The 25,445-nt window shown below is 59.5% G+C and carries 27 protein-coding genes, 1 tRNA gene and 1 other annotated feature; of the genes, 8 read left to right on the top strand and 20 right to left on the bottom strand.

Annotated elements, in window-relative coordinates; translation table 11 throughout:
* Positions 1-188: 188 nt before the first annotated feature.
* The gene (upp, locus tag GG26_RS10840) at positions 189-872 is read right to left on the bottom strand and encodes a uracil phosphoribosyltransferase (protein WP_414390524.1); all 684 of its coding nucleotides are present in this window, start codon (positions 870-872) and stop codon (positions 189-191) included.
* Positions 873-1,201: 329 nt separating this feature from the next.
* Between upp and GG26_RS10835 the strand changes: the two genes are divergently transcribed.
* Positions 1,202-2,089 carry a hypothetical protein gene (locus tag GG26_RS10835; protein ID WP_099887431.1) on the top strand — a complete coding sequence of 296 codons (888 nt, stop codon included), beginning with the start codon at positions 1,202-1,204 and terminating at the stop codon, positions 2,087-2,089.
* A gap of 21 nt (positions 2,090-2,110) precedes the next feature.
* Here the strand turns inward: GG26_RS10835 and GG26_RS10830 are convergent, their stop codons facing one another.
* The gene (locus GG26_RS10830) at positions 2,111-3,328 is read right to left on the bottom strand and encodes a hypothetical protein (protein WP_414390521.1); all 1,218 of its coding nucleotides are present in this window, start codon (positions 3,326-3,328) and stop codon (positions 2,111-2,113) included.
* A gap of 71 nt (positions 3,329-3,399) precedes the next feature.
* Positions 3,400-5,223, bottom strand: a complete 1,824-nt coding sequence (locus GG26_RS10825) for a M61 family metallopeptidase (protein ID WP_414390518.1) — start codon at positions 5,221-5,223, stop codon at positions 3,400-3,402.
* 266 nt (positions 5,224-5,489) lie between these two features.
* On the opposite strand from GG26_RS10825, the gene ntcA reads away from it, so the two are divergent.
* A complete protein-coding gene (gene ntcA / locus GG26_RS10820; RefSeq protein ID WP_011430628.1) occupies positions 5,490-6,164 on the top strand; it encodes a global nitrogen regulator NtcA in 675 nt (224 codons plus the stop codon).
* Positions 6,165-6,279: 115 nt separating this feature from the next.
* Here the strand turns inward: ntcA and leuB are convergent, their stop codons facing one another.
* From leuB to petB, 3 genes are all read right to left on the bottom strand, one after another.
* Positions 6,280-7,425 carry a 3-isopropylmalate dehydrogenase gene (gene leuB, locus GG26_RS10815; RefSeq protein ID WP_011430627.1) on the bottom strand — a complete coding sequence of 382 codons (1,146 nt, stop codon included), beginning with the start codon at positions 7,423-7,425 and terminating at the stop codon, positions 6,280-6,282.
* A 142-nt stretch (positions 7,426-7,567) separates the two neighbouring features.
* Positions 7,568-8,080 carry a cytochrome b6-f complex subunit IV gene (petD, locus tag GG26_RS10810; protein ID WP_049749760.1) on the bottom strand — a complete coding sequence of 171 codons (513 nt, stop codon included), beginning with the start codon at positions 8,078-8,080 and terminating at the stop codon, positions 7,568-7,570.
* 77 nt (positions 8,081-8,157) lie between these two features.
* Positions 8,158-8,805 (bottom strand): cytochrome b6, encoded by a 648-nt coding sequence (petB, locus tag GG26_RS10805; RefSeq protein ID WP_011430625.1) that lies wholly within the window; start codon positions 8,803-8,805, stop codon positions 8,158-8,160.
* Between the two features lie 205 nt (positions 8,806-9,010).
* Between petB and GG26_RS10800 the strand changes: the two genes are divergently transcribed.
* From GG26_RS10800 to GG26_RS10780, 5 genes are all read left to right on the top strand, one after another.
* A complete protein-coding gene (locus GG26_RS10800; protein WP_414390513.1) occupies positions 9,011-10,324 on the top strand; it encodes a S41 family peptidase in 1,314 nt (437 codons plus the stop codon).
* Positions 10,325-10,346: 22 nt separating this feature from the next.
* On the top strand, positions 10,347-10,967 hold the full coding sequence (locus GG26_RS10795; protein ID WP_228375241.1) for a phycobiliprotein lyase: 621 nt from the start codon (positions 10,347-10,349) through the stop codon (positions 10,965-10,967).
* Positions 10,968-10,979: 12 nt separating this feature from the next.
* On the top strand, positions 10,980-11,501 hold the full coding sequence (locus GG26_RS10790) for a hypothetical protein (RefSeq protein WP_228375239.1): 522 nt from the start codon (positions 10,980-10,982) through the stop codon (positions 11,499-11,501).
* Positions 11,502-11,683: 182 nt separating this feature from the next.
* Complete coding sequence (locus GG26_RS10785) at positions 11,684-13,021, top strand: hypothetical protein (RefSeq protein ID WP_041438408.1); 1,338 nt, start codon at positions 11,684-11,686, stop codon at positions 13,019-13,021.
* A 37-nt stretch (positions 13,022-13,058) separates the two neighbouring features.
* Entirely contained in the window at positions 13,059-15,104 is a 2,046-nt protein-coding gene (locus GG26_RS10780) for a hydantoinase/oxoprolinase family protein (RefSeq protein WP_414390510.1), read from the top strand.
* A 110-nt stretch (positions 15,105-15,214) separates the two neighbouring features.
* Here the strand turns inward: GG26_RS10780 and GG26_RS10775 are convergent.
* Positions 15,215-15,287: transfer RNA gene (locus tag GG26_RS10775), tRNA-His, on the bottom strand.
* Positions 15,288-15,356: 69 nt separating this feature from the next.
* Here GG26_RS10775 and GG26_RS10770 point away from each other — a divergent pair.
* Positions 15,357-16,145, top strand: a complete 789-nt coding sequence (locus GG26_RS10770; protein WP_011430619.1) for a photosystem II S4 domain protein — start codon at positions 15,357-15,359, stop codon at positions 16,143-16,145.
* Positions 16,146-16,203: 58 nt separating this feature from the next.
* Here the strand turns inward: GG26_RS10770 and GG26_RS10765 are convergent, their stop codons facing one another.
* The 13 genes from GG26_RS10765 to GG26_RS10705 all read right to left on the bottom strand — a co-directional run bounded on the left by GG26_RS10765 (position 16,204) and on the right by GG26_RS10705 (position 25,244).
* Positions 16,204-17,115 (bottom strand): homogentisate phytyltransferase, encoded by a 912-nt coding sequence (locus tag GG26_RS10765; RefSeq protein WP_011430618.1) that lies wholly within the window; start codon positions 17,113-17,115, stop codon positions 16,204-16,206.
* Positions 17,116-17,167: 52 nt separating this feature from the next.
* Positions 17,168-17,671, bottom strand: a complete 504-nt coding sequence (locus GG26_RS10760) for a YceD family protein (protein ID WP_011430617.1) — start codon at positions 17,669-17,671, stop codon at positions 17,168-17,170.
* 85 nt (positions 17,672-17,756) lie between these two features.
* Positions 17,757-18,362 (bottom strand): protein jag, encoded by a 606-nt coding sequence (locus GG26_RS10755; protein ID WP_228375238.1) that lies wholly within the window; start codon positions 18,360-18,362, stop codon positions 17,757-17,759.
* Between the two features lie 106 nt (positions 18,363-18,468).
* Positions 18,469-19,647 (bottom strand): membrane protein insertase YidC, encoded by a 1,179-nt coding sequence (gene yidC, locus GG26_RS10750; protein ID WP_011430615.1) that lies wholly within the window; start codon positions 19,645-19,647, stop codon positions 18,469-18,471.
* 329 nt (positions 19,648-19,976) lie between these two features.
* Entirely contained in the window at positions 19,977-20,390 is a 414-nt protein-coding gene (gene rplL, locus GG26_RS10745; RefSeq protein ID WP_011430613.1) for a 50S ribosomal protein L7/L12, read from the bottom strand.
* 73 nt (positions 20,391-20,463) lie between these two features.
* Positions 20,464-21,027: a 50S ribosomal protein L10 gene (rplJ, locus tag GG26_RS10740; RefSeq protein WP_099813120.1), complete on the bottom strand. Its 564-nt coding sequence runs from the start codon at positions 21,025-21,027 to the stop codon at positions 20,464-20,466.
* A gap of 73 nt (positions 21,028-21,100) precedes the next feature.
* Positions 21,101-21,256 (bottom strand) — a sequence feature (ribosomal protein L10 leader region).
* 89 nt (positions 21,257-21,345) lie between these two features.
* A complete protein-coding gene (rplA, locus tag GG26_RS10735) occupies positions 21,346-22,056 on the bottom strand; it encodes a 50S ribosomal protein L1 (RefSeq protein ID WP_011430610.1) in 711 nt (236 codons plus the stop codon).
* 99 nt (positions 22,057-22,155) lie between these two features.
* Positions 22,156-22,581, bottom strand: a complete 426-nt coding sequence (gene rplK / locus GG26_RS10730; protein ID WP_011430609.1) for a 50S ribosomal protein L11 — start codon at positions 22,579-22,581, stop codon at positions 22,156-22,158.
* Positions 22,582-22,590: 9 nt separating this feature from the next.
* Complete coding sequence (gene nusG, locus GG26_RS10725; protein WP_011430608.1) at positions 22,591-23,262, bottom strand: transcription termination/antitermination protein NusG; 672 nt, start codon at positions 23,260-23,262, stop codon at positions 22,591-22,593.
* Positions 23,263-23,345: 83 nt separating this feature from the next.
* Positions 23,346-23,567 (bottom strand): preprotein translocase subunit SecE, encoded by a 222-nt coding sequence (secE, locus tag GG26_RS10720; protein WP_228375513.1) that lies wholly within the window; start codon positions 23,565-23,567, stop codon positions 23,346-23,348.
* Positions 23,568-23,713: 146 nt separating this feature from the next.
* Positions 23,714-24,067 carry a hypothetical protein gene (locus tag GG26_RS10715; RefSeq protein WP_099813121.1) on the bottom strand — a complete coding sequence of 118 codons (354 nt, stop codon included), beginning with the start codon at positions 24,065-24,067 and terminating at the stop codon, positions 23,714-23,716.
* Positions 24,058-24,819: a tRNA (guanosine(37)-N1)-methyltransferase TrmD gene (gene trmD / locus GG26_RS10710; protein WP_011430605.1), complete on the bottom strand. Its 762-nt coding sequence runs from the start codon at positions 24,817-24,819 to the stop codon at positions 24,058-24,060. The genes GG26_RS10715 and trmD overlap by 10 nt, the downstream gene beginning before the upstream one ends.
* 5 nt (positions 24,820-24,824) lie before the next feature.
* Complete coding sequence (locus GG26_RS10705; RefSeq protein ID WP_049749759.1) at positions 24,825-25,244, bottom strand: hypothetical protein; 420 nt, start codon at positions 25,242-25,244, stop codon at positions 24,825-24,827.
* Positions 25,245-25,445: the final 201 nt, after the last annotated feature.

Genomic DNA, 25,445 nt, shown 5'->3' with positions numbered 1-25,445 from the left:
CCATCATCCAACAGCCTTGACAGAAGTGAAGAGGTTTAATTCAACGTGCCCTTCTTGGCCACCTTCTGGAGGAGTGAAGCACCCAGAGCGGCATTGGGGCAATTGATGCCAAATGTTACACTCTGCTGCCGTGCCCAGCCGATACTAGCGGCAGAGCAAGCCTCTTGACTCGCGATTCCTTTGAGGGATCAGGTGCCGAAAGCGCGATCCCCAGCATCCCCCAGCCCGGGCAGGATAAACCCCCGGTCATTTAGCCGCTCGTCGATCATGGCGCAGAAAATTTGCACCATCGGGTAATGGGATCCCAGCCGCTGCAGCCCCGGCGGAGCAGCCAAGACGCTCACAATTCTCACTAAGCTGGGATCCGCTCCCCGTTTTTTCAGCTCGTCCAAGATCCAGAGCAAGGTGCCGCCAGTAGCCAACATCGGCTCAGGGATGAGAATGCGCATCTGCTCCGGGATCCGCTCCGGCAGGCGATTGAGGTAACAACTCACCTGCAGCGTCTTTTCGTCCCGCACCAGGCCCACATGAAAAATCCGTGCCTGGGGCAAGAGGGACTGACAGCCTTCCAGCAGGGCCAGCCCAGCCCGCAAAATAGGCACGATGGCCAGCGGCGTGTTGGGGGCGATAACTTCTGCTGCAGCAGGTTCCAGAGGAGTTTGCACCTGCACCGCCTGAGTTGGGATCCAATCCCGCATCGCCTCGTAGGTCAGCCAGCGGCCCAGCTCCGATAGAGCACTGCGAAACAAGGGCGTGGGGGTTTCCACGTCGCGAGCCACAGCTAACCAGTGCTTAATGAGCGGGTGAGAGGGGACATAGACTCGAAGCTGCTGACTTGCCACAGAAAGATGCCTCAATCTGGGCGGTAGCATAGCGGGTTGCTTTGGCAGAAAGCAAGCACTTCCCTCGAGGTAATGGGTACCCCTTCAGAATTGGTTGACCTGCCCCCTGCCTTAAAGGGTAGGGATTCCTAGTTTTGGGTTCTACGAGCGCACTTAGCTAGCCAGTGGCTAGTCCCTAATTCACCATGCCGGCAGTGAGGCATCTCTCCCCAAGCGTAGGCGCTCCGCGCTGCTGAAGCGAACGCCCGATTGGTTCAGGATGCGTTGCCATGCTTTGCCGTTACAGCACAGGGCAAAGCTGGAGCTGGGTCTGCGGATCCGGTAGATCTGGATCACGAGATTTTTTCTGAGGATCGCCCATGTCTGCCGTCCGGTTTCAGCCGTTGCGGGTGGCCTTCACCTGTGCGGATCCCAGCCAAGCGCAAATGCCTGTTGCCGAGTTGCTGGCGGCTCTGCCGGCCTCGCCGCTTCTAGCCTACACCGACCCAGAAGCAGCGGACTTGCGGGTAGAGATGCTGCCAGATGCCATCTACCACTTCTACCGACGGGAGGAAGAGGTGGCGCTGGCAGCCTTTCGGATCCCGGTAAAAAAGCCACAGGCTCTGCCCCGCAAGCTGGTGCGGCTGCTGGAACATGTGGCCGCCTTCGACAACCTCCTCAACCTGCAACCTGCCAGCGATGCTCTGAGCAGTGTTCTGGAAGTAGAGTTTCTGCAACTGGAAACGCCGGCCAGTGGCTCTAGCCCTGCTGAAGTTAGCCCTTTGCCGCGGGATCCCCAAGGCCAGGTGCAAATTCAAGCAGGCCGCAACCTCGCCATCGCCCTGCGCAACAGGGCCCTTACGCCGGTGCACGTCTATGTAACAGTCTTTGACGAACGGCAGTGCAGCGTCGGTTTAGTCTATCCCTACCAGCCGGACTCTCCTGCCCGCCTGCGCCCCAGCGAAAGCGTATTAGTTGGCTCTGGCCCTCGCTATCTGCTCCAGATGCAACTGCCCGAAGACACAGAAACGGCGGTGGATCGCTTCAAAATCTGGGTCACCAGTACCGGCATGCAGCCGGGCATTATGGCAATGCCCCCTCTAGGACAAAGGCTGGAGCCCCCCTCTGACGATCCCTATGGCTCCGGATCCCGTCTGGATAGAGAAGTCAGGCTGGCCATTCTGGGCAAGGCGGGCAGCACGCCCATGCCAGCTTTTGCGGAGGATCCCTGGTGGTGTATGGAACAAGCTGTCAAAATTGTGGCTTAAGCTAATGCTCTTGGGTGCCTTTCAGACTTCTCGAAGGTGACTTTTTAAGATCCTCTCAAATGTAGCCTCAACCTCATCAACACTGATGACCGACAAATGATAGAGAGAGGATAGACGGGTTTTTGCATCTTGACTAACGTCGGTCAAAACCATGATGGCTTGGTTTCTCTGAAGACCAAGGAGGTCAGAAGCAATCTTGGAGTACTTTTGTACTTTATCTTGGTACTCACCTGTCGTCGACTCTACCCAGTAAAATTGATCATTAAAGCGGAAGAGAAGATCCATCTCAAAATAATCTTTGTCTAGCAAAGTAACTTCGGCATTTGCTACGCAAGCAAAATCAATCTTCCCAGTTTGCCTTTTAGCAAGGCAACTCAACCTATTCCTAACGTATCTCTCCAGCCAGTTTCCTGAGAGAAAATTCTGTGCTTCTGGAGATCTGCTGGCTCTTGCTTCCAGACGCTTAGACGCTTTATAGTATCTATACTCTTCCAAAAATTCAATCTGGCGTAGCTCTGTGGCAACCTGGCAAGTTGTGCCAATTACTTGTTTAGGTTCGTCTCTAAGGTTTATTGAGAAAGAGTCTCCGCTGTTCATATTTGACTTAATCATTCCATAGAATCTTTTGATCAAAGAGTACTTACGACCCATAAGGTCAGCTATTCGATCTAGCTTCTCCTCTTTTTTCTCCATATCTATGCTTCTCTTATATATTCTTTTGATCTTTATTTTTTTCGAGTTTAAGAAAGATTTTATCTTCATGTCAACTTCTTGCATGTTAGAAGCAGCTACTTTTTCCTTATCTCTCGGTACATCGTCTGGTAGACTATTCTTTATTGTTTTATGGATGGCAGCCTGCTCTTTTTGAGAGTTTTGATCTGTAGCTTGGGATATCTCTAATCTGGAAGATTTTTTAAGAGCAACCTGTAGTTGCTGATAGATACCTCTAGCTTCTTTCACTAAGTTTTCTAGGATAGCTTGCCGACTGTTGAGCTGCTCACTATGTTCAGCTAGCTTTACAGATATAGCCTGCGTAAGATCCTTACCCCAAACCTGCAGACCTTCTCCTAACTTGATTAAGGTTTTGTCGAGTTCTTGGCCCAGCCATGAAGATATCTCTCTAATGACCTCTCGCTGCCAGGCCTCTGGTCTAGGATTGGCCTTGTAACGGCGGGCAACGTAAACACCCAATGAGAAACCAACAGCCACTCCAATTAACAAAGCCAAAACGAGGTCCATCAGATTGGCTCCTTGCCCCTATTGTTACTTTTTGTCTAGGTTAACTAGGTTACCCGCCTGTTTCAAGATTCTCAGGCAAGAAGAGGCGTATCTTGTCCCGAAGAGCCGAGCAGGGATCCCAACCAGCTTTGTTGGAGCGCTTTCTGGGCGGGAGTGAGTTCTGGCAGGGCTTCGAGGGTGTACACATCCGGGCGAGGTGGATCTAAGGGGATCCAGAAGTGCTTCAACTGATCGCCCTGAAAGACGCTCAGGCAGATGGCCTGGTGGGGCTGGTAGGCCGCCAAGCGTTCTGGCAAGTTGGCAGCGCTTACCCGGAAGCCATCCAAGGCCACCAACTCATCGCCAGCCCAGATGCCGGCTTTTTGAGCGGGGGATCCCATCTCGACGGCGCTGATGCGATTGCCTTCGCCGTTGAAGTTGAGGCCCAGGTAGGGGGGAGGGTTGGGTCGGCTGAAGTGAACCTTGAGGGTGAGGCCAAAGGGGTGGAGGTAGGCGTTGTAGTCTAGCTCTTCCGTGCCGTCCACATAGGCGGCGAAAAAGGGGCTGAGATCGGCGCCGGCTGCCCGCTCAAACGCCTCTTGCAAGTCTTGGTTGCTGTAGCCTTTCTCTGTCCGACCAAAGCGCTGCCACAGATCCCGCAGGGCCGTGTCCAGGGATCCCTGCCCCCCTGAGAGGTGGCGAATGTGCAGATCTAGCAGCCAGCAGACCAAAGCGCCCTTTAGGTAATAGGAAACCTGGCTGTTGAGGCTATTTTCGTGGGGACGGTAGAGCTTGATCCAGGCGTCGAAACTGGATTCTCGCAGCGATTGTACGGCTCGACCTGGAGTGCGCTGCAGCCGGCCAATTTGCTCGGCCAGGATCTTTAAAAAATCTTCGGCGCTGAGGATCCCTGCCCGCAGCAAGATGACATTTTCGTAGTAGCTGGTTGCCCCCTCGCAAAACCACAGACAGTCCACGTAGTTTTCTTGGTTGTAGTTAATTTTCTCCAAAGCCAGAGGGCGCAGCCGCTTGACGTTCCAAGCATGGAAAAGCTCATGGGCCAGCAGCGCCAAAAAGCGGCGGTAGGAGTGGGGCTGATGCAGCTCCAGTCCAGAATAATTGAGGGTGGCACTGTACTTGTGCTCCAGGCCGCCAAATCCCCCGGCTGACAAATGCACAATAAACCAGTAGCGGTCGTAGGGCAGCTCGCCAAAAAACGCCGCCGTGGCCCGGACAATTTTCTCGGCATCGGCCACCGCTTGCTCCAAATTTAGGGTGCCCGCTCCCCAGACCACGAAGTAGTGAGGGATCCCTTCCACCGCAAACGACCGCAACTGGTGCAGGCCCACCTCCACCGGGCTATCCACCAGCTCGTCGTAGTCTGCCGCCACAAAAGACTGGCCGGAAGCAGCATCCTCAGAAGAAGACCTCAAAGGTCGCAAACTGGTGGCGACGTGCCAGTCGGGTTTGGGAGGGATTATCGTCAAGGTGTAGGGCTCCCGCTCGCGACCGGGCACGTAGAGAAAGAGCGCCGCCCCGTTGAAGTAGGCGTGGGTGAGATCCAAATGGTTGGTGCGCACCGTCAGCTCGTAGGCGTAGACCCGATAGCGGATCGCGACAGCCGAACAGCGGGGCGGCTCGATCTCCCAAGTGTGCTTATCTACCTTCCGCCAGGCCAAAGGGATCCCTTGCTCCGTTGCTGCCTGAAACTCTTGCACATGGCGGGCATATTCCCGCACCAGGTAGGATCCCGGCGTCCACACCGGCAGCCGCAGTTGCAGAGGTACTTCTGGATCCACCTCTTGGATCTGTAGTTCCACCTCCAAAAGGTGATTGGCCGGCTCCGGCATCCGCACCGTGAAATGCTGACGGCTTAGCTGAGAAGGGGCGGCAACCCCACCCTGCGCGATCCCCATATAACTTTCCTCGCACCTCCCGCCTGCACCGTCCCAAAACAGTGCGCTAGAGGCATATCTTGGACAGGAGACAAGACTTCAAAGATGTAGCTCCTGCTACAAAGATATCCAAGCAGAGTCTTTTAGCTTAGGATAATCTTGCCGCCGAGGTCATTTTTGAGTCAAGGGTGGCTTGGGTCAATAGCGGGCAGCTCAACCCCGGCACTCCTGGCTGATCTTGTTGGGTTGATTCTAAGGGATAAACTGACCTTAAAAGGTTGAAGAATATGGCAGTGGCCATTGCAGAAAAATCTCTGGTTGCAGCCTTCAAACAGTTGGGAGGGCCTCACCATCCTCCGGTTATCGAAACGTTTGAGCGCGGTAAGACCATCTTCTTTCCTGGGGATCCGGCGGAGCGGGTTTACTTTTTGGTGAAAGGAGCTGTCAAGCTCTCGCGGGTCTACGAAATGGGGGAAGAAATTACCGTCGCTCTCCTGCGGGAAAACAGCATCTTTGGGGTGCTCTCCTTCATCACGGGGCAGCGCTCCGACCGCTTCTATCACGCGGTGGCCTTTACCCGCGTCGAGCTGCTCTCTCTGCCCATCGAACAGGTGGAAAAATCCTTGCGGGAGAACGCTGAGCTCTCCATGTTGCTCCTCAAGAGCCTGTCTTCCCGCATCTTGCAGACGGAGATGATGATCGAGACGCTGGCCCACCGCGACATGGGATCCCGTCTGGTCAGCTTTCTACTGATCCTCTGCCGCGACTTCGGGGTGCCCGGCCCCAATGGAGTCACCATCGATCTCAAGCTATCCCACCAGGCCATTGCGGAAGCGATCGGCTCCACTCGCGTCACCATCACTCGTCTGTTGGGGGAGCTGCGCAAGAAGAACTACATTTCCATCCACAAGAAAAAGATCACCGTCCACGACCCAATGCAGCTTGGCCATCGCTTTGCCTAGGGGGAGAAGCTGCCCCTAGGGCCGTTTCCAGGAATTTACCAGTCGGGACAATCCCTCCCTCTGGGAGAGGAGTAGCCGTGCCACCAGGGCAGGGCAGCGACGAGGGAACCTCCCCTCAACCACCAGGGGCTGAGAGCGATCCTTGGGGGGAGGCTTGCTGCTGGGCCAGAGCAGCCAAGATCTTTTCCCCCATTTCCCGACAGCCGACGAGGGTCATCCCCTCAGAGTAGATGTCGGCAGTGCGGTAGCCCTGGGCCAAAACCGCCTCGACGGCCTGTTCGATGCGGTCGGCAGCCTGGGGCTGATCCAAGGAGTAGCGCAGCAGCATTGCCCCGGAGAGCACCTGGGCAATGGGGTTGGCCTTGTCTTGTCCGGCAATATCCGGGGCTGACCCGTGTACGGGTTCGTACACCCCAGGGCCAGAGGATCCCAAAGAGGCAGAGGGCAACATGCCGATGGACCCGGTCAGCATCGCCGCCTCGTCGGAGAGGATATCCCCGAAGAGGTTCTCCGTGAGAATGACGTCAAACTGCTTGGGCCAGCGCACCAACTGCATGGCAGCATTATCGACGTACAGGTGGGACAGCTCCACGTCGGGGTACTCAGCCGCAATGGCGGTAACCCGCTCCCGCCACAGTTGTGACACTTCCAGGACATTGGCTTTATCCACCGAGCAGAGCTTGCGCCGGCGTTTGCGGGCCAGTTCAAAAGCCACACGGGCAATGCGATCCACCTCCGCCTCGCTGTAGGCCATGGTGTTCACACCCCGCCGGGATCCCTTGGCATCTGTGAAGATCCCTTTGGGTTGGCCGAAGTAGATGCCGCCGGTGAGCTCCCGCACCACCACCAGGTCGATCCCGGCAACCACCTCCGGCTTGAGGGAAGAGGCCTGCACCAGTTGCGGAAAGATCTTCACCGGGCGCAAGTTGGCAAACAGCCCCAGGCCCGCCCGCAAGCCCAACAAAGCCCGCTCAGGGCGCTTCTCCCGCGGCAGGGTGTCGTACTTAAAGTCGCCAACTGCCGCCAAGTAAACAGCATCGCTCTCCTGGGCCATTTTCAAGGTCTCTGGCGGCAAGGGATCCCCCGTGGCTTCGTAGGCGGCCCCGCCAATCAAGCCCTCCTGCCACTGGAGGGAAAACCCCACCTGAGCGGCAACCGCATCCAAAACCGCCCGCCCCACCTGCATGATTTCAGGACCGATCCCATCTCCGGCTAGGGCTGTAATCCGATAGGTTCGGACAGCAGAGGAAGGAACGCTCATGGGCGGTCACAGCAAAAGAATGCGTAGCGATATTACCATCCCTTGGCCCCCAGGTTTGCCGAAAAGTCCCCCACGTCCAAAAAAAGTGCAGCCCGGCCACCGGCCTGCTGCACTCAGAGTTATCAAGCCGATATTCTGCCCTCTAGAACAGGCCCAGGGTGACCCACTTATCCAGAGGCAAGGTGGCGCCAATGCCCAAATAGAGGGTGACCAAGGTGCCGATCAAAAACACCGTCGTCGCCACGGGGCGGCGCAGCGGATTCTGAAACTTGTTGACGTTTTCGATGAAAGGCACAAACAGAAGGCCGACCGGAATGGCCGACATCAGGGCAATGCCCAAGAGCTTGTTGGGAGCAATGCGCAAAATGTGAAACGCGGGGTAGAGATACCACTCCGGCAGAATTTCCAGCGGCGTGGCAAAAGGATCCGCCGGCTCGCCGACACCCGCCGGATCCATGACCGCCAGGCCGACAATCACCCCAATAGTGCCCAGGATCACCACCGGGAACATAAAGAGCAAATCGTTGGGCCAAGCGGGCTCCCCGTAGGTCATGTGGCCCATGTTCTTCTTCAGCTTGGCCAAAACTTTGGGATTGTCTAGGTCAACTTTGCGGGTAATCGCCTCGGTTGCTATCACTTGCTTTGAGACCGGCATAGCCATTCTCCTTGTCTAGGGCAAAAGTTCTGAAAAGATGCATCCAGGGTGCCCGGCTCACAAGAACCGGTTTGGGATCACAAAGGCCCGGAGATGCCCTGGCGGCGGATCATCAGAAAGTGCATCGTCATGAAGACCGCCGTCAGCCAAGGCAACACAAAGGTGTGCAGGCTGTAGAAACGGGTGAGGGTGGCTTGGCCAACTGCCTCGCCGCCGCGGATAAGCTGGACCAGGGCATCCCCCACCACCGGAATGGCACTGGGCACCCCGGAGACGATCTTGACTGCCCAATAGCCCACCTGATCCCAAGGCAGGGAGTAACCGGTAACCCCAAAGGAAACCGTCAGTACCGCCAAGATCACGCCGGTTACCCAGGTCAGCTCGCGCGGCTTCTTGAACCCCCCCGTCAGGTAAACCCGGAAGGTGTGTAGAATCATCATCAACACCATCATGGAAGCACTCCAGCGGTGGATGGAGCGCAGCAGCCAGCCGAAGTTGACCTGGGTCATGATGTAGTTGACCGATTCAAAAGCCTCGGCCACCGTTGGACGGTAGTAAAAAGTCATGGCAAAGCCGGTGGCAAACTGAATGAGGAAGCACACCAGCGTGATGCCGCCGAGGCAGTAGAAGATGTTAACGTGGGGCGGAATGAATTTCCCGGTTGCGTCATCGACGAAAGGCGTGATCTCCAGCCGCTCGTCTAGCCAGTCGTAAACTTTGCTCATGATGCCTGCAATTTTTAGAGTTGGATATCCAGGGCGGGGCGGGCCCACTCCCTATAGCACTGTAACACAATTCGTTAACACGATCATGAAGTCGGGCTCAGCTTTGAGACAGGGATCCCTACACCAACAGCCCAAACGCCTGCTGATGTCTCATCTTGTTCACGTTTCTTAGTATTTCTTAGCTTCTTCTTCAGTTTGGGATCCGATGATTGCGCAGAAGCCGAGATCTGGGGGAAGCAGTTGCAGAGGGTTGGGGATCGGATGGGGGTTACGCCAGGCTGTCCGAGTTTTGTTGCTAGGGTGCCTGCTCTGGGCGAGTTTGGGCATTGGCGCCTGTCAGGTGCAGGCCAGCCGCTGGGGGGAAGAGCAGCAACTGCTGGCGCAGGCGTGGGCCTATGTGGATCGGGCCTACGTGGATCCGGGTTTCAACGGACAGAACTGGTGGCAGGTGCGCCAGCGCTTTCTCTCTCGGCCCCTGAAGGATCGGCAAGAGACCTACCGGGCCATCGAGGAGATGCTGGCAACTCTGGGGGATCCCTACACCCGCTTTTTGGACAGGGAGCACTACCTCAGCCTGCAGACTTCCACTGCTGGCGAGTTGAGCGGCGTCGGCCTCCAGATTGCCATCGACGGGCAGGGGGCAGTACGGGTCATCGCCCCAATGGAGGGGACTCCTGCCGAGCAGGCCGGGATCCAACCTCAAGATGAGATCCTGGCGGTGGATCAGGTGCCAGTGGCAGGGCTGAGCTTGGATGAGGTGGCAGAACGCATGCGCGGCCCCAGCGGCACAACCGTTAGCCTACGGCTAAGGCGGCAGGAGCGCATCTGGGAGGTGGAGCTGGTGCGGCAGTCCATCCTGATCAACCCGGTGCGCACCGGTTTTTTCAAGCTGCCCCAGGGGGAGGTAGCCTACATCCGCCTCAGCCAGTTTAACGGCAATGCCGCCGCTCAAGTGCGTCAGGCCATCCAGGCCGCAGAAGCGCGAGGAGTGCGGGGCTACATCCTCGATCTGCGCAACAACCCCGGAGGGTTACTGCAGGCGGCCATTGAGATTGCTCGCTTTTGGATCCCCAAAGGCGACATCGTGCGAGTGACGGATCGCTACGGCATTCAGGACGGCATTCCCGCCACCGGCGAAGTCCTCACGGCAGCCCCCTTGGTCGTCTTAGTGAACCAGGGCAGTGCCAGCGCCAGCGAAGTCTTGGCGGGGGCGTTGCAGGACAGCGGACGGGCGCAACTGGTGGGAACGCGCACCTTCGGCAAGGGGCTGATCCAATCCCTGCTGGAGCTGGCGGACGGCTCGGGGCTGGCCGTGACCACTGCCAAATACCTCACCCCCAACGGCCACGACATTCATCGCCAAGGGATCCAGCCCGATGTGGAGGTGGCCGCGGGCCCTGTTCCCCTGACGGCAGAAAGCCTGGGCGGCCCTGAGGATGGGCAGTTGCAGCGGGCTTTGGAAGTGTTGGGGGCGACTTTGTCGGTGGCCCAGGGGATCCCAGCGGCAGCTAACACCTGAGGGGGAGAAGGGGAGTGCCTGTTTGTCTGCGATTCGTTTTAGGATCGGGTTTAGCCGTCCACTTGGCCCTGCTCTCGATCCCTCTGGCATGAATGCCCTGCAAAAATTTCACCACTTCTTCAACTGCTGCATTGGCGCCTGGCACACCGAGCGCACCTACCACTATTTGGATCGAGGGGAGGTGGAGCGTTCGCGCACCGACTTCACCATTCGCACCCTCACCCCTGAGCTCAAGGAGAAGGTCCTGGCCGACAACAACTACCCCAACCACGGTGTGGACGGGTTTTTGGGCTTCCACCTGGCGTTTGAGACGGTTTCCGAAAAAGGGGAGGAGGCTGGGCAAGAGCTAAACATGCTCTTCGTGCCCCGGCGAGAAGGGCCCCGTGGGCTGGAGGGCGACTACTTGCGGGATCGGGCCTATGAGGAAGACCGCCCCATAGTGGCCAGCTTCCGCTTCGATCCCGGATCCCTGCAACTGGTGATGACCACCACCTACACCCGCGTCGTTGCTGTGGATACCATCACCTTGCTTAACCCACGCCTGCGCCTGCGCCAGATCCTCACCTACCAACGACCCCCTCACGGTCAGCCCTTGGAGGAGCTGCTGCTGGTGGGGTTTGGGGTAGAACAAAAGCTTACCTAGGGGGGTTTATCGGTGGATCCGGAGTTGATCCCTCCCGAAGACTTGCGCCTGCCCCAGCATCTGGCCCGGATTGAGGCCAGCTTTGAGCGGGGACAATACCGTCGGGTTCTGGAACAGGTGAAACAGGCCCAAAGCCGCTACCCGCAAGCGGGCAAGCTGCGGCTCTGGCAGGCCCTGGCCGAGGAGGCCCTTGGAGAGACCCAGGAGGCGATCCGCTTGGCGCAAACCTTGCTGGGCAACCCGGATCCGGAAGTGGCTCAACAGGCCCGCTACGTGTTGGGCATCTGGCAGGCTCCGCGTCTGCGGCGACCAGCAGAGTGGTTGCTCGAAATCCCAGATCTCAGCCATCTGGAAGAGGCCGAGCCAGGGGAACGCCGTCTGGTCTATGAGCGCCCCCGCCGCCCAGCTTCCCTGCCAAAAGTCGCCGATCCCATCCGCCGCGAGGCTGCTCCCCCCTTGAATACCCAACGGCTGACGTGGGTGTTGATCGGGATCCTTTTCGCCCTGCTAGCGGTGATGGCCTGGCTGCCCTAGCCCAGCCCTGGGTCGGCGCAGAGACAGGCTGCCTGACCCAAAAGCAGCAACAGCCGCCCTCGTCGCCCCCGAGTTGAAGAGAGATACTGGGAATAGGGATGGCTGTAACCCTTGGCTGCAGATGCTGGGCGAGCGTCCCAGTTGGATCCCGGGCAACAGTAGGTAACCAGCGGAGGTTGAGAGTGGCTACACAGACATTGGTCATCGATGCAGTAGAGCAGTTGGGCTTGCGGGTCACTCTGGGAGATATTGCCTCCAGCACAGGCCTGGCCCTAGAGGAGGCCAAACAGGAGTTGCTGAAGTTAGCCCAAAAGGCTGGGGGGCATCTCCAGGTTTCGCGGCAGGGGGAGATTGCCTACGTTTTCCCGCCCGACTTTCGCGACATTCTCAAGCGCAGGGAGCAGCAGGATCGGCTGGCAGCCTTGCGACGCAAGCTGTGGGGCGGCTTTCTCTACGGGCTGCGCATCTCCTTCGGCATCCTGTTGGTGGTGTCGATTATCCTCATCACCCTGGCGTTGATAGCTCTGCAGATGGCCAGCAGTCGTGAAGAGGGCAGCGGCAGTCGCAGTCGCTCGCGCGAGGTGGGGTTCTTCTACTTCCCCAACCTTTGGGTGGGCAACCCCTTCTGGAGTCCCTACCCCTACTACGGGGGCTATTCCGGTCGGGCGCAGCCCCGCCGGGAAAAATCGGAGATGAACTTTTTGGAGGCGGTGTACAGCTTCCTGTTTGGGGACGGGGATCCCAACGCCAACCTGGAAGAGGAGCGCTATGCCTTGATCGGCCAAGTGATCCGCGCCAACGGGGGGGTGATCGCCGCCGAGCAGGTGCTGCCCTACCTGGATGTGGAGCCGGGATCCCCGGCCCTAGAATACGAAGACTATATGCTGCCCATTCTGCTCAAGTTCGACGGCCAGCCGGAGGTAAGCGAGGACGGCGATATCGTCTATCGCTTCCCAGAGCTACAGGTGGCCGCCTCAGAGCGCCGCTCCAAGAAGATCCCGGAGGTGTTGCAAGAAAAACCCTGGGTGTTTAGCCGCGCCACCCCTGAGCAACTGACCCTAGCTGCTGGCTTGGGTGTGCTCAATTTCCTCTTGGCGGCCATTCTCTACGGGGCGCGGGAGGAGGTGGCAGCCGCCGCTGGCAGCAACGCCTTTTTGGCGTTTATCTACCCGCTGATTGGATTCCTCTTTCTCTACGGCACGCTGTTTTTGGCAGTGCCTGCAGTGCGGTGGCTGACGTTGCAGTTCCGCAACCAGGGGGTGGAGCGCCGCAATCGCATCCGGCGGTTCTGGCAAGAGCGGCTGAAGCGTCCCTCCGAGGCGCTGCTGCGCAAGCTCGACTTTGCCCGCCGCTTCCGCCGCCAAGAAGTGGTGCGGGAGTCGGACACCATCTACTCTACGGAGCGGGATCTGATCGAGCAGCGGGACTACCGGCTGGACGAGCCGGCCTTTCGCCAGCTTTTGCAGCAGGAGCAACCCCTGGAAAGCAAGTCGGAAGAGGTGCCCCGGCCTCGTCTCTAGCGAGGGGTTGAGGCCTGCCCAAGGGTCTTATCGAGCCATGGCCAATGCCAGTAGCGCGCAAGGCAAGCAACAGGATGGGAGGCAGGGGGGCCTGGTCCGCCTGGGGATCGACGTGGGAGGCACCTTCACGGATCTGGTGCTCCTCCAGGAAGGCCAGATCCGGACAGCCAAGGTGCTCTCCACCCCCAGCCCAGAAGCGGGGGTCTTTGCCGCCCTGGACAAGCTGGGCCCAGTTGAGGTGGACGTGTTCTGCCACGGCATGACGGTGGCCACCAACGCCCTCTTGGAGCGCAAGGGATCCCCCACCCTGTTTCTGACCACGGCGGGCTTCCGGGATGTGCTGGCCATTGGTCGCCAAAACCGCCCTTCCCTTTACGACCTCACCCAGCCCAAGCCAGAGCCGGTGGTGCCCCGCCACCACTGCCTGGAGGTGAAGGAGCGCTGCAGCGCCGGCGGCGTGGTCGAGCCGCTGACGGAAGAGGAAATCCAGCGCGTCCTCCGGGAAGTGGGCGAGCGGGTAGAGCGGGATGGGATCCGTGCCGTGGGGGTGGGATTCTTGTTTTCTTTCCTCTACCCGGAGCACGAGCAGCGCCTGGGGGCGGCCCTGAGAGAGGCTTTCCCCGACTTGCATGTTTCCCTCTCCTGCGAAGTGGCGCCGGAGTTTCGGGAATACGAGCGCTTTAGCACCACGGCCATTGATGCCTACCTCAGCCCGGTGCTGGCGGGCTACCTGCACCGCTTGGCGCAGGGCTGCCGGCAGCGAGGGATCCCCGAACCCCTGATCATGCAATCCTCCGGCGGCGTCACTTCCATTGCCCAGGCAGCGGCTCATGCCTCGGTGGCGCTGCTTTCGGGGCCAGCGGGCGGCGTTTACGGGGCGGCCTACCTGGGCTGGCTGAGCGGCTATTCCCATCTGCTCAGCTTCGATATGGGGGGAACCAGTACCGATGTGGCCCTCATTCAAGACGGCCTCCCTCAGGTTACCCCGTCAGCGGTGGTGTGCGGCCTGCCGGTGCAACAGCCCCAGATCGACATCCATACCGTCAGCGCCGGGGGCGGATCCCTGGCCTCGCTGTTGCCGGGCGGGGGGCTGCAGGTGGGGCCGGAGAGTGCCGGCTCCAACCCTGGGCCGGCCTGCTATGGGCGGGGAGGAACGGCTCCCACGGTAACCGACGCCAACCTCTGGCTGGGCTACTTGCCGGATGGGGGCTGGCTGGGGGACGCTGTTTGCCTACGGCGGGACTTGGCCGGCCAGGCCCTCAGAACGCTGGCGGAGCCCTTGGGTTTGACTTTGGAGGAGACGGCTGTTGGCATTCGCACCCTGGCCAATGTGGCCATGGCGCGGGCTTTGCGGGTCATCAGCGTGGAGCGGGGCTTGGATCCTGCCGATTTTGCCCTGTTGGCCTTTGGCGGAGCCGGGCCCATGCACGCCTGTGCCCTGGCGGAAGAGCTGGGGATCCGCCGCGTCCTCGTCCCAGCCTTTGCCGGTGTCCTCTCGGCTCTGGGTATGGCTTTGGCCGATCTGCGGCGGGACTACCGGCGGGCCATCCTGCAGCCGCTGCAACAGTTGGAGGGGGAAGGGGGAGGATCCCTTTTGGCCCAGTGGGCGGCGCCCCTCATCCGCCAGGCGCAAGCCGACCTGCAGGAGCCGGGGCTCTCCTTCAGCCTCGACCTGCGCTACCGCGGCCAGTCTTTTGAGCTGGAGATCCCGGCCCAGTTGTCGGATCCGGTTTCTCTCTTGGAGCAGCGGTTTCACCAGGCCCACCGCCAGCGCTACGGCTGGCAGGATCCCGACCAAGAGGTGGAGGTGATCCAGCTGCGTCTGCGGGCGGTACAAGCTTTGCCCCCTGTGCCTTTAAAGGCGCCGCCCCCCCTGCCAGGGGATCCCTTCAAGGGGGAGCGCCAGGCCTGGACGGGCGGCCGGATGCGACCGGTCCCAGTCTACGATCGGCGGCGCATGGGGGTGGGGTTTCAACTGGGCGGGCCAGCGATTGTGGAGATGCCGGAGGCTACCGTGGTGATCGAAGCCGGTTGGACGGGCAATATCGACGCCGTGGGAACCCTAATCCTGAGCTGCGGGTGATTCCGTTGCCAGGTGCGGCCCTCGGGAACCCTTCCTCAGCTTGGTTGCCAGCAGTTTTGCAAGGTTTTGAGGTTTTCTCTAAATTGGCAGGGCCCAGGTTATTGCGGCAGGGCGGACGATGGGACTCGAACCCACGAATGGAGGAACCACAATCCTCTGCCTTAACCGCTTGGCTACGCCCGCCAGGATCCTGGGGATCTAGCTTAGCATGGGACAAACAGAACAGAACCGCAAAGATTGAAGCGCCCCAACATGCTGCCCAGAACCGAACTACTGAAAGGAGCGGAGTATCGAGAAACCTTGGCGCGCATTCTGGATCTGGGGGAGCAAGCCCTCAAAACCTGGCAAGTGGTCTGGAGTGACTTTCTCTCCCCGGCAGAAGTAGCCGAGGTACAAAGCCGGTTGCACAACTTGGCCGAACTGCAGGTGATGGCCTGGGGAGGCTATGCCCAGGCAGAGCGGCAACGCCTAGCCCTGGCCCGCCCTGAGGTCAGCCTGGAGGTGGAAGGCGCAGAAGGGATCCCCTTGGCCGCCGTTCAAATCCAAGGAAACTTTCTTTTCGACCCGGCCACCCACCGCGACTTTTTGGGAGCCCTTTTGGCGACGGGAATTGCCCGCGAGAAGGTGGGAGACATCCTCGTGGTGGGCGAATTCGGGGCCCAGGCCATCGTTGTGCCGGAGCTGGTGGACTATCTCAGCCTCAACCTAACCCAGGTGCGCAGCGTGCCCGTCAAGGTCAGCCGGATCCCTCTCAGCCAGTTGAAGGTTCAACCGCCGCGGGTGAAGTCCATCACCAGCGTGGAAGCCTCTTTGCGCCTGGATGCAGTGGCCTCGGCAGGATTTGGCCTGTCTCGCAGCAAGATGGTGGAAGAGATCCAGCGGGGAGAGGTGCGGGTTAATTGGAAGCCGATTACCCAAGCCAGCTACACCGTCGGCCCCCAGGATTGGATTGCCATTCGCGGTCGCGGTCGGCTGCAAATTGAAGAGGTGGCCGAGACGAAAAAGGGCCGCTTTCGCATCCAGATGAAGCGGTATCTCTAGGTTTTTGGAGATCGGCTGCCCGCCTGAGCCGGGGCAAGATCGCGGCTCCTGGCAAATGTTAGGAAAAAGGGAAGAAGGCCCAAGGATAGAGCAAATACTCCAGGTAAAACAACTTCCAGATCAGTTGATAATAGGTGACAATCGCGTCGCGGCAACCCAGATCCAGGCGAACACCATAGCCCAAAAGGATCCCCAACCCCAGCCCATGTCCTAACAGCATCCAGGCGCCCCGGCCCATGAGGAGAAAATAGCTTCCCAAAGCGATAAAGGCTAGGTAACAAGCGGCCAAAATGCCGATGCAAAACTTTGAGATCCGCTCCTGGCCAAAGCGCAACGAAAAGGTGGCAATGGCAAACCGGCGATCCCCCTCCATGTCGGGAATATCCTTGAAAAGGGCGATCACCAGCCCAAAAATAGACATAAACCCTGTCAGAAAAACAATGGGAGCAGAAAGCTCGACTCCCCCCTGCATCAACTGCTGAAAATGGCTGTACAGGCCCAGATTGACGATCAACCCCCGCACACAATAGATACAAGCCGAGGCCGCCAGCGGAAACCGCTTCAACCGCAGGGGGGGCAGGGAGTAGGCCGTGCCGATCCCGTTGCTCAACAGCACCGTCAACAACAGGTACGGGATCCCTGTCAGGGCCAATAGGATGGATGCCACCCCGCAGGCGGCGACGATCCCCACCCCCTGTCGCCAACTCAGGGAGCCGGCGGCCAAGGGCAGATGGGGTTTGTTGATGCGGTCGATCTCGATATCCGTGAGCTGGTTGAGGCCGACAATGTAGACATTGGCCGCCAGACAAGCCACCCAAGCCACGCCCAACTGGGGAAGGACAGCTAGCAGGGCCGTTGGTTCAGCGGCCACGAACCCGGCCAGCAAGTAGAGGCCCAGTAGACTGGCACTGGTGCCGTAGACGGTGTGGGGCCGAGCAAAACGCCAAAGAACCTGCCAATTTGGGGTCATTCTAGCCAGCAGCGATACAGCTCATGGCCCGAAGCCCTCTCGCGGAGAGTGGCTAGGGATGGGGAGAGTCTTTAAGGAGGGCAGCCAGGGCCGACCAGCGGGGATCCACCGGCGGCGGCGCAGCCGCTTCCACCACAATGCCCGGGCAATCGGGGCGACAGGGCAACTGGTGGGGCATCTCCAAATGCAGGTGTTGGTACATCCAGTCTTCGATATCCAGCTCGCCGTTGGGCGGCAGGCTCTCCAGCAGATCCTCTTCGTCCCGCAATTCCAACTCCAGGGGCGGGGGTTCAGGACTGGGCTCCCGAATCAGGATGATCTCCTCAACCTGCAGATGCAGCCGGTGGTTAAACTGCTGCAGGCAGCGGTGACAGGTGAGGGTGACGATGGTGCGGGCCTCGGCGCTCACCTCCAGGAAATGCCCCCGGTGGCTGGCCTGCAGGGATCCCTCCACAGGGGTCAAGCTCTCAAAACCTGGGAAAAACTGCCTAAAGTGAACCTCTTGGGTTTGACCAGGCATCTGCCGCAGGTCGGATAGACGAATTGGCCTCAGCATGACATCCCCCTTTATACGTCTTGGGTAGCAGGGATCCCGGAATCGCCCCTATCGGCAAGAGAGCCGCACAGCCAGCGCCTCCAGGTCAGGGTCGAGAAGAGGCCCGCCGGATCACCAGGCGACGGTCAGGCTCCTTGCCACGGCTGAAAGTTTCCAGATCGGCGTAGGCAGGGTCTTTCAGGAGCGTGTGGATCTGCCGCCGCTCGGCAGCAGAGAGATCGGGAAACTCGTATTCCCGACCACTGGTTCTCACCTTTTCCACCGCGACAGCAACCAAGGCTTTGAGCTCCTGCAAACGGCGCTGACGATAGCCATCCAGATCCAGGATATAGGGCTGCTGTTGGTCTTCTGGCTGGTTGAGGTTGAGAAGGGTGTTGGCCAAATACTGCAACGCATCCAAAACCACCGGGGAGCGCTCTTCCTCGGGGCCGGCTTCTTTGGACGGCGGCAAGGGCGATGCAGGCGCTTTTGAGAGCAACATTTGCTTCTGAGCCGGCGTTAGAGAATCGGCCTCGATTTCGATTATCTCCCCCACCACTCGCACCACCGCCGGGATTCCCATCGCCGCCAGCACCTGCTGCAACCACTGCCTGGCCCGTTCTCGATGTTCGGCAGGAGAAAGCTTGCCCTGGGAAGGCGCAGCGGTTCCCTCAGACTTCTGATGCGATTTTTTGGCGGCGGATCTCTTCACAGATCCCGTAGAGGACTCAGGGCGGCTCATCCTGGGCAGCTTCCAATTCTGAAGAGGTATCAAGCACTCGACCTAAGCCCGCCCCAAGCCAAGCAGCAAGGACTTGCTAGGGCTCAAAGGGCAGGGATTCGCGCCCTCCCCCGGCTGCCTTTGGCTTGGCTGGTCGGTCAACCTCCTTGGCTTCCCCTGTGCTCGCCTGGGCAGCGCGACGGCGCTCCTCTTCCACCAACTGCTGCAAGTTCTCAGGCAACGGCTCCCGCGAGAGCAAGAAGGTTTGCACGGTTTGGAAGATGTTGGAGACAAGAATATAGAGCAAGACCCCAGCCGGCAAGGGGAAGAACAGGAACATCGCCGAGAACAGCACAGGGGTGATGCGGGCCATCGAGCTCTGGCTGGGATCCTCCTGGCCGGCGTTGGTCAGGGATTGGTTCAGGTAAATGGAGACACCGAAAAGGACGATCATGCCGATGATGTCCCAGTGAATGGTGCCATCCGGATCAAAGGCGCCGACGCGGCCTAACTTGTCAATAAACAGAAAGCCCGTGTCAGAGGCCAAGCCCGGGATCGCAACCTCCACCGTCACTTCCCCCGGCTGCAGGGCCAGCAAGGTGCCATCCGGCTGGATCTGGGCCCGCTCTTCTCCTTTGGTGATCTTCCAGGTGGGCCGCAACAGGGTGGGATCCCCGCCCGCCTCTGCCACCAACTGCTCAAAGGGCTTGCCCCCCGGCCCCTGCAGCCTAAACTGCACCTGCTCCCCTACGGCAATCTTGGTGCCCTTGGGCGCCACCAGCACCACCGGCTTGTGTACCGAGTCGGTGACGAAGATGTTCTTGCTGGGGCTGACGTAGGGGGTGGGCACCACCTCTGCCGCCACCTCTGCTGGCAGGATCTGCAGGTTGACATCGTAGGTAACCGCCGCAAAGGGGGATCCCCGCAGCGTGGCAAACAGAGCAAACAGCACCGGCATTTGAATCAAGAGCGGCAGACAACCCCCCAGCGGGTTGACCCCCAGCTCGCTGTACAGTTTGGCCTGGGCCTCGCGCAGCTTTTGCGGGTCATCCCGGTACTTTTCCTGGATCTCTCGCATCCGCCGCTGCATCAGGGGGTTGATCACCTTCATGCGCCGCATGTTGCGGATGGATCCGACGTTGAGGGGGTAGAGGGCAAAGCGGATCACCAACGTCAGGAAGATGATGGCCAGTCCATAGCTGGGCACGATCCCGTAGAAAAAATCCAGGATCGGCAGCATGACGTTGTTGGAGAGAAATCCGACTCCGAAGTCCATGGGGGGTGCTGGCGAACGTCCGTAACCCATTGTAAGGGTTTCCGACCGGCTGACGAGGGCGTTTTCAGAGTTGAAGCGCTCCAATCAGCAAGAGAGACCTGGGCACTTGCCGGCCTCGCCAACCCTCCCCTTCTCCCAGGGGAGACTAGCCAAACGATTTCCCTGCCTTGCCGAGGGAGAGGGGCAGGGCGCGGCGGCATATCAGTGAAAAAGGAGGGGCTGCTTTGCCCCTCCCTCATCGTTCTGGTTAAACTTGGGGCTCTGGCAGCACCCCTTTTCTGGAAGCAAGAGGCGCTCTGGATGGGGATCCCTTTCCCCTGCCGACGGGACTACTTGACCTTGACCGTGGCGCCAGCTTCCTCTAGCTTCTTCTTGATCTCGTTGGCTTCCTCTTTGGGGATCCCTTCCTTGACCGGTTTGGGAGCAGCCTCCACAAGATCTTTGGCATCTTTCAGGCCCAAGCCGGTCAACTCGCGCACCACCTTGAGGACGGCGATCTTCTTATCCGCGGGGACAGCCTCGAGAATGACATCAAAGGCCGTCTGCTCTTCCACCGGTTCAGGCGCCGCTGCCGGCGCCGGCGCCGCTGCTGCTGCCACGGGAGCAGCCATGACCATGCCACCTGCCGGGGCAGCCGCACTGACGCCAAAGGCTTCTTCGATGGCTTTCACCAACTCGGAAGCTTCCAACAAGCTCAACGCTTTCAACTCTTCCAGGATCTTTTGAACACGCTCCGAAGCCATGGTCTTGTCTCCTCAGGGTAACGAAGTGGATAGGGTGGAATCGGGTCGATGAACCCAAGACAGGCCGAGCCCGTCAGGCCGCCTCCTTGTCGGCAATAGCCCGGATGGCCCTTGCCAGGGAGGCCGGGATTTCTTGGATACCGCGGGCCACCTGCGTAGGCACGGCATTGAGCCCAACCGCCAGTCGAGTGGCTACCGACTTGAGGCTGCCCGCCACCTGGGCCATGAGCACCTCCTTGGGCGGCAGCTCGGCGATGGCCTTGGCCTGATCCAAGGTCAGAGATAGCCCCTCGGCAGCGGCGCCGCGGAACTCGGTTTTCTTAGTTTGCTTGGCGAAATCTTGATACGCCTTCAGGGCTGCCGGAATATCGCCCCGGATCATGATAAAGGCCGTCGGCCCTGACAGGAAGGGAAGAATTCCTGCCCAAGCCTTTTGGTCGGCGACAGCCCGCCGCATCAAGGTATTTTTAACAACCATGCAGACAGCATCCGCCTTGCGCAGCTCCGCCCGCAGTTGGTTCATCTCGGAAACGGTCAGCCCCTTGTAGTCGATTACCAGCACCATTTGGCTGGCTTGCAACAGGGAGCGAACTTCATCGACCATCTCCGCTTTTTTCGCTAAAGGTTGCTTGCCCATACGCTCACCTCCTTTGTGGTCACTGGCTCACTGAGAGCCGAACAGGTGTTGCCGTCGGAAGGGGGTATCTGGAGCCGCCAAAGAGAATGCGCCTCAGCCATAGCCGAGACGCATTGAGGCAAGCGTAACCTAGCAGTCCACAACGGGATCCCTTAGCACTCCGCTCAAACCTCGGCAGGACATTAAGCCCCTTGGCCCCTGCTGTCTTCGGCTCGCTATTCGACTGTGGAAAGCTCTTCTCTGCCCAGATCCTCCGGAAAAATGGCCAATTCAAACGGCAAGCAACTGCCTTTGCCCCTTTGCAGCGCCGAAGCAGGCTTAAGCAACCAACTTCAGCTCTCGCAGAGCATTGATGTCAACCTCAATCGAGGGCCCCATTGTAGCACAAACATGTAGAGCTCGCCAATACTTGCCCTTGGCTCCAGGGGGACGGTTGCGATCAATGGACTCCTGCACGGCTTTCAGGTTTTCCAGCAGAGCTTCGACGGGAAACTTGCACTTGCCGAAGATCAAATGCACAATGCCGGTTTTGTCCGCCCGGTACTCCAGCTTGCCGGCTTTGAACTCCTTGATGGCTTGGGCCAAATCCATGGTGACCGTCCCGCCCTTGGGAGAGGGCATGAGGCCGCGCGGCCCCAATAGCCGCCCCAGCTTAGCAACCTGGGGCATCACATCGGGGGTGGCAATCAGCAGGTCGAAGTCGATCACGCCCTTGCCGATCTCCTCGATCAGGTCTTCAAAGCCCACCCGGTCGGCCCCTGCGTTCTGGGCTTCCGTAACCTTCTCGCCGCGGGCAATCACCGCCACGCGAATCTCCTGCCCGGTGCCGCGGGGCAAGACGACGGTGGTGCGCAACTGCTGGTCGGCGTACTTGGGATCGATCCCCAGGCGGATGTGAACCTCCGCCGCCTCGTCAAATTTGGCAGTGGCCGTCTCCTTCATCAGGGCCAGGGCTTCTGCGGGGGGATAGGCAATGGGCTTGACTTTCTCCCGCAAAGCTTGCATACGTTTGGACAGTTTTCGAGCCATAGTTTCTCCTCGGGGTGCTGGCGAGAACTTCTCTCCCCCATAATGGTCTGCCAAAACTTCCAGACAACAAAGACTAGAGATCCTTAAGTCGATCGACAATCAATCAACTATTGTCACCCCCATGCTGCGGGCGGTGCCGGCGATGATCTTCATGGCCGCCTCCACGTCACGGGCATTCAAATCGGGCAGCTTCTGCTCGGCAATCTGGCGCAGTTGCGCCCGCGTCAGGGATCCTACCTTGACTTTGTGGGGCTCACTGGATCCCGACTCAATGCCGAGGGCTTTTTTGATCAACACCGAAGCCGGCGGCGTCTTGAGGACGAAGGTGAAGCTGCGATCCTCGTAAATCGAGATCTCGACTGGCACCACCATCCCGGCTTGATCGGCCGTTTTGGCGTTATATTCCTTGCAGAAGGCCATGATGTTAACCCCGTGCTGGCCCAGAGCCGGGCCGATGGGGGGAGCGGGGGTGGCTTTGCCCGCTTGGATGGCCAGCTTGACCACTGCCACCAGTTTCTTAGCCATGAAACGCGGTTACACCTCTTTGCGCACTTGACCAAACTCTAATTCTACCGGAGTATCGCGCCCGAAAATCGAGATCAAAGCCTTGAGCTTGCCCCGCTCTGGGCTGACATCCACCACCTCGCCGTAAAATCCCTGGAAGGGGCCAGAGAGCACCTCGATGCGATCCCCAGGTGCCATGTCGATCTTGAGGGGCACTTCTTCCACCTCGACGCTGCTGAAGATGCGCTGGACTTCGCTGGGGCTAAGGGGCCGTGGCGTCACATGGCCGCGACCACGACCGTAGGCCCTTCTCTCTTCCGTGCCGACGAAGTTGATCACGTTGGGGGTGGTTTTCACCACCATCCAGGTGTCGTCGTTGAGATCCATGCGCACCAGCACATAGCCGGGAAAAATCTTTTCCTCTTGTTCCTGGCGCTTGCCGGATCGATCGAGCTTGAAGCCCGTCCGCTTCGGGATCACCACCTCGACAATCTGATCTGCCACATCCAGAGCCGCCGCCCGCTGCATCAGGGTGCTTTTGACTTTGTTTTCGCAGCCTGAAGCCACCTGCACGGCGTACCAGCGCAGGTTGCGGCGACCTTGACTTTCGCTTTCTTCCCCCTCCGCCGCCGTGCCCGCAGGCTCTAGGGGCTCGAGGCGGCCCCCCCGGCCTCTCCGCCGCTGCTCTGGCTCTGGGCTCATCACCTCACCTCCTCTCTGTATCTGTCTGTGTGCATGGGCCTCCTCTCCCCAAGTCCTTGGCAGGGGCCATCTGGGGAAAAACCTCACGAGAACAGTTGAGTGGCCAGCCAGCCGAACAGTTGATCGACCAGGTAGATGAACGAGGCGAAGGCCAACACAATCAGTAAAACTCCCACCGATTCGCTAATCAGTTGCTGGCGGCTCGGCCAAACAATTTTGGCCAACTCCGCACGGGTCTCTTGGAGAAAGCCTGGGATCCCTTTAGACTCAGTGGAACTGGAGTGGCCCCGGCTGGCGGGATCCAAACGCTGTTCCGTATCGGCTTTGCTAGAAGAGGTGCTTTTAACCACGGTGGTATCTCCTGATGGATCCCGAAAACGGTGCGCCACCTTTTAGCGCACGCAAGATCGGCTTAGCGATCTTAACAGATCTGTTGAGGGTGGGATCCCTCTCAAGGGTCGGGAGTGGACTCAGGCGTCAGCGCTCTGGGGGAGAGCACCAAAGGGCGGCGGGAGCGGTTGAATTGCTCTACCGCTGCGTCGATCCCGGCTTTGCTGTCCCAACGCGAGGCGGCATTTTGCCGGGAGAGAAACTCGGCGGCCCGCAGGAGGTCGTTCATGTCAATGCTGGTGCCGTCGAACAACTGGACGTTGCGGTCGCGGCGGATGGCCTCGTTGACATCTCCCCTTTGGGCCAGGGCAACTTCGGAGCTGGCCAGGATCCCCAGCAGAAGCAGACCCAGCGCTGCAGGGATCCCAAGCCGGCCAACAGGGGTGAAAGGGGAGCGGAGACGGTTTACAAACATCGATCCTGTTCCTCCACATCGGTGTGCTGCTCGGCCAGTCCCTCTGCCAGCAACTGTTGTTCTTCAGGCGTGAGGGGGCGTTTGGCCAACAGGTCTGGTCGCCTTCGCCAGGTGCGAACCAACTGCTGTTGCAGACGCCAACGGGCGATGGCTCGGTGGTCGCCTGAGAGAAGCACCGGCGGCACCTTGTGCCCTTGGAACTCCGGTGGACGGGTGTACTGAGGATACTCCAGTAGCCCCGTCTCGAAACTTTCGCTCCTCAGCGAATCTATCTTACCAACTGTGCCCGGCAAGAGCCGCACCACGCCGTTGATCAAGGCCAGCGCCGGGATCTCCCCCCCTGTCAGGACAAAATCGCCCAGCGACACCTCGCGGGTGGCCAGGTGTTGGCGGATCCGCTCGTCAAAGCCTTCGTACTGGCCACAGAGCAGGATGAGCTGCGCCTTTTGGGCAAGTTCTTGCAGCAGCGCCTGGTTCAGCGGTTGCCCCTGGGGCGTGAGCAAGATGATCTCGCAGGGATCCAGGCGGGGCAGGGAGGCGACGGCTGCAAAGAAAGGCTCTGGCTTGAGCACCATGCCCACCCCGCCCCCGTAGGGCTCATCATCGACCCGGCGGTGCTTGTCGGTGGCAAAGTCCCGCGGGTTGGTGCAGTGAACCTCGGCAATCCCCTGCTCTAGGGCCTTGCCCACCAGCCCGATGCGCAGCGGCGTTGCAAAAAACTCCGGGAAGAGGGTGATGACGTCGAACCGCACAAGACTTAGGAGGAGGCAGAGGGAGGTTCTGTGCGCAGCCGCTCTAGATCCAGGCGCAAAGACTCGATCTGGTGGATCAGTTCCATCAGCTCGGCCATCTCTTCTTTGGAGATAGGGGCAGAGCCGGCAGGGGAAGCCGTGGTCGGGGGGGTACTCTCAGCAGGAGCGGGCCTCTCGCTGTCTGGAACTGTGGCGGGGGCGTTGGCGGCTGGATCCCTGAGACTTTCAACGTAGCGGACAGCCTCCTGTTCGATCAGCTCCCCCTTTTGCTCCAGTTCTGCTGCCAGTTGTGCCAAGTCCATCGAGAGGCGGTTGAGGTTTTCGGCCCGCTTTTCCGGGTCTTGGAGGATCTCCACCAGGGCAGTGGCCGTGCCGTAAAAGATGTGGCGAGCCCGCGTGAACCAGTCAGAAGAGCGAGAACTCATGGCAGCAGTCAAAGGGGGTGGGGATCTCCATTCTAGGCAATGCCTGGCGGGTATTGCTTGAGGCGCTTGGAATATGAGAACGGGCTCAATCCACGGCGCGAATCTCGCCGCTGTTGAGCCGCTCCACAACCAATTCCAGCAGCTCGTGCTGATACATTTACGCTGAACACTGCTGAGCATTACTGCTCAGCGGTGAAGCGA

This window comes from Synechococcus sp. 'PEA 65AY6A-5F PE A' (genome assembly GCF_047462575.1).
Lineage (GTDB): Bacteria > Cyanobacteriota > Cyanobacteriia > Thermostichales > Thermostichaceae > Thermostichus.
This window is presented reverse-complemented; position numbering and strand designations above follow the sequence as displayed.

What these genes read in the sequence shown, in the direction of transcription:
- yidC (WP_011430615.1), bottom strand. Translation starts at nt 19,647, where the DNA reads ATGGACTTCGGAGTCGGATTTCTCTCCAACAACGTCATGCTGCCGATC.
- ntcA (WP_011430628.1), top strand. Translation starts at nt 5,490, where the DNA reads ATGGCAGTGGCCATTGCAGAAAAATCTCTGGTTGCAGCCTTCAAACAG.
- GG26_RS10770 (WP_011430619.1), top strand. Translation starts at nt 15,357, where the DNA reads ATGCTGCCCAGAACCGAACTACTGAAAGGAGCGGAGTATCGAGAAACC.
- GG26_RS10800 (WP_414390513.1), top strand. Translation starts at nt 9,011, where the DNA reads ATGATTGCGCAGAAGCCGAGATCTGGGGGAAGCAGTTGCAGAGGGTTG.
- rplK (WP_011430609.1), bottom strand. Translation starts at nt 22,581, where the DNA reads ATGGCTAAGAAACTGGTGGCAGTGGTCAAGCTGGCCATCCAAGCGGGC.
- leuB (WP_011430627.1), bottom strand. Translation starts at nt 7,425, where the DNA reads ATGAGCGTTCCTTCCTCTGCTGTCCGAACCTATCGGATTACAGCCCTA.
- GG26_RS10835 (WP_099887431.1), top strand. Translation starts at nt 1,202, where the DNA reads ATGTCTGCCGTCCGGTTTCAGCCGTTGCGGGTGGCCTTCACCTGTGCG.
- GG26_RS10825 (WP_414390518.1), bottom strand. Translation starts at nt 5,223, where the DNA reads ATGGGGATCGCGCAGGGTGGGGTTGCCGCCCCTTCTCAGCTAAGCCGT.
- rplJ (WP_099813120.1), bottom strand. Translation starts at nt 21,027, where the DNA reads ATGGGCAAGCAACCTTTAGCGAAAAAAGCGGAGATGGTCGATGAAGTT.
- petB (WP_011430625.1), bottom strand. Translation starts at nt 8,805, where the DNA reads ATGAGCAAAGTTTACGACTGGCTAGACGAGCGGCTGGAGATCACGCCT.
- GG26_RS10760 (WP_011430617.1), bottom strand. Translation starts at nt 17,671, where the DNA reads ATGCTGAGGCCAATTCGTCTATCCGACCTGCGGCAGATGCCTGGTCAA.
- GG26_RS10830 (WP_414390521.1), bottom strand. Translation starts at nt 3,328, where the DNA reads ATGGACCTCGTTTTGGCTTTGTTAATTGGAGTGGCTGTTGGTTTCTCA.
- nusG (WP_011430608.1), bottom strand. Translation starts at nt 23,262, where the DNA reads ATGAGCCCAGAGCCAGAGCAGCGGCGGAGAGGCCGGGGGGGCCGCCTC.
- petD (WP_049749760.1), bottom strand. Translation starts at nt 8,080, where the DNA reads ATGCCGGTCTCAAAGCAAGTGATAGCAACCGAGGCGATTACCCGCAAA.
- rplA (WP_011430610.1), bottom strand. Translation starts at nt 22,056, where the DNA reads ATGGCTCGAAAACTGTCCAAACGTATGCAAGCTTTGCGGGAGAAAGTC.
- GG26_RS10780 (WP_414390510.1), top strand. Translation starts at nt 13,059, where the DNA reads ATGGCCAATGCCAGTAGCGCGCAAGGCAAGCAACAGGATGGGAGGCAG.
- rplL (WP_011430613.1), bottom strand. Translation starts at nt 20,390, where the DNA reads ATGGCTTCGGAGCGTGTTCAAAAGATCCTGGAAGAGTTGAAAGCGTTG.
- GG26_RS10705 (WP_049749759.1), bottom strand. Translation starts at nt 25,244, where the DNA reads ATGAGTTCTCGCTCTTCTGACTGGTTCACGCGGGCTCGCCACATCTTT.
- GG26_RS10765 (WP_011430618.1), bottom strand. Translation starts at nt 17,115, where the DNA reads ATGACCCCAAATTGGCAGGTTCTTTGGCGTTTTGCTCGGCCCCACACC.
- GG26_RS10715 (WP_099813121.1), bottom strand. Translation starts at nt 24,067, where the DNA reads ATGTTTGTAAACCGTCTCCGCTCCCCTTTCACCCCTGTTGGCCGGCTT.
- upp (WP_414390524.1), bottom strand. Translation starts at nt 872, where the DNA reads ATGCTACCGCCCAGATTGAGGCATCTTTCTGTGGCAAGTCAGCAGCTT.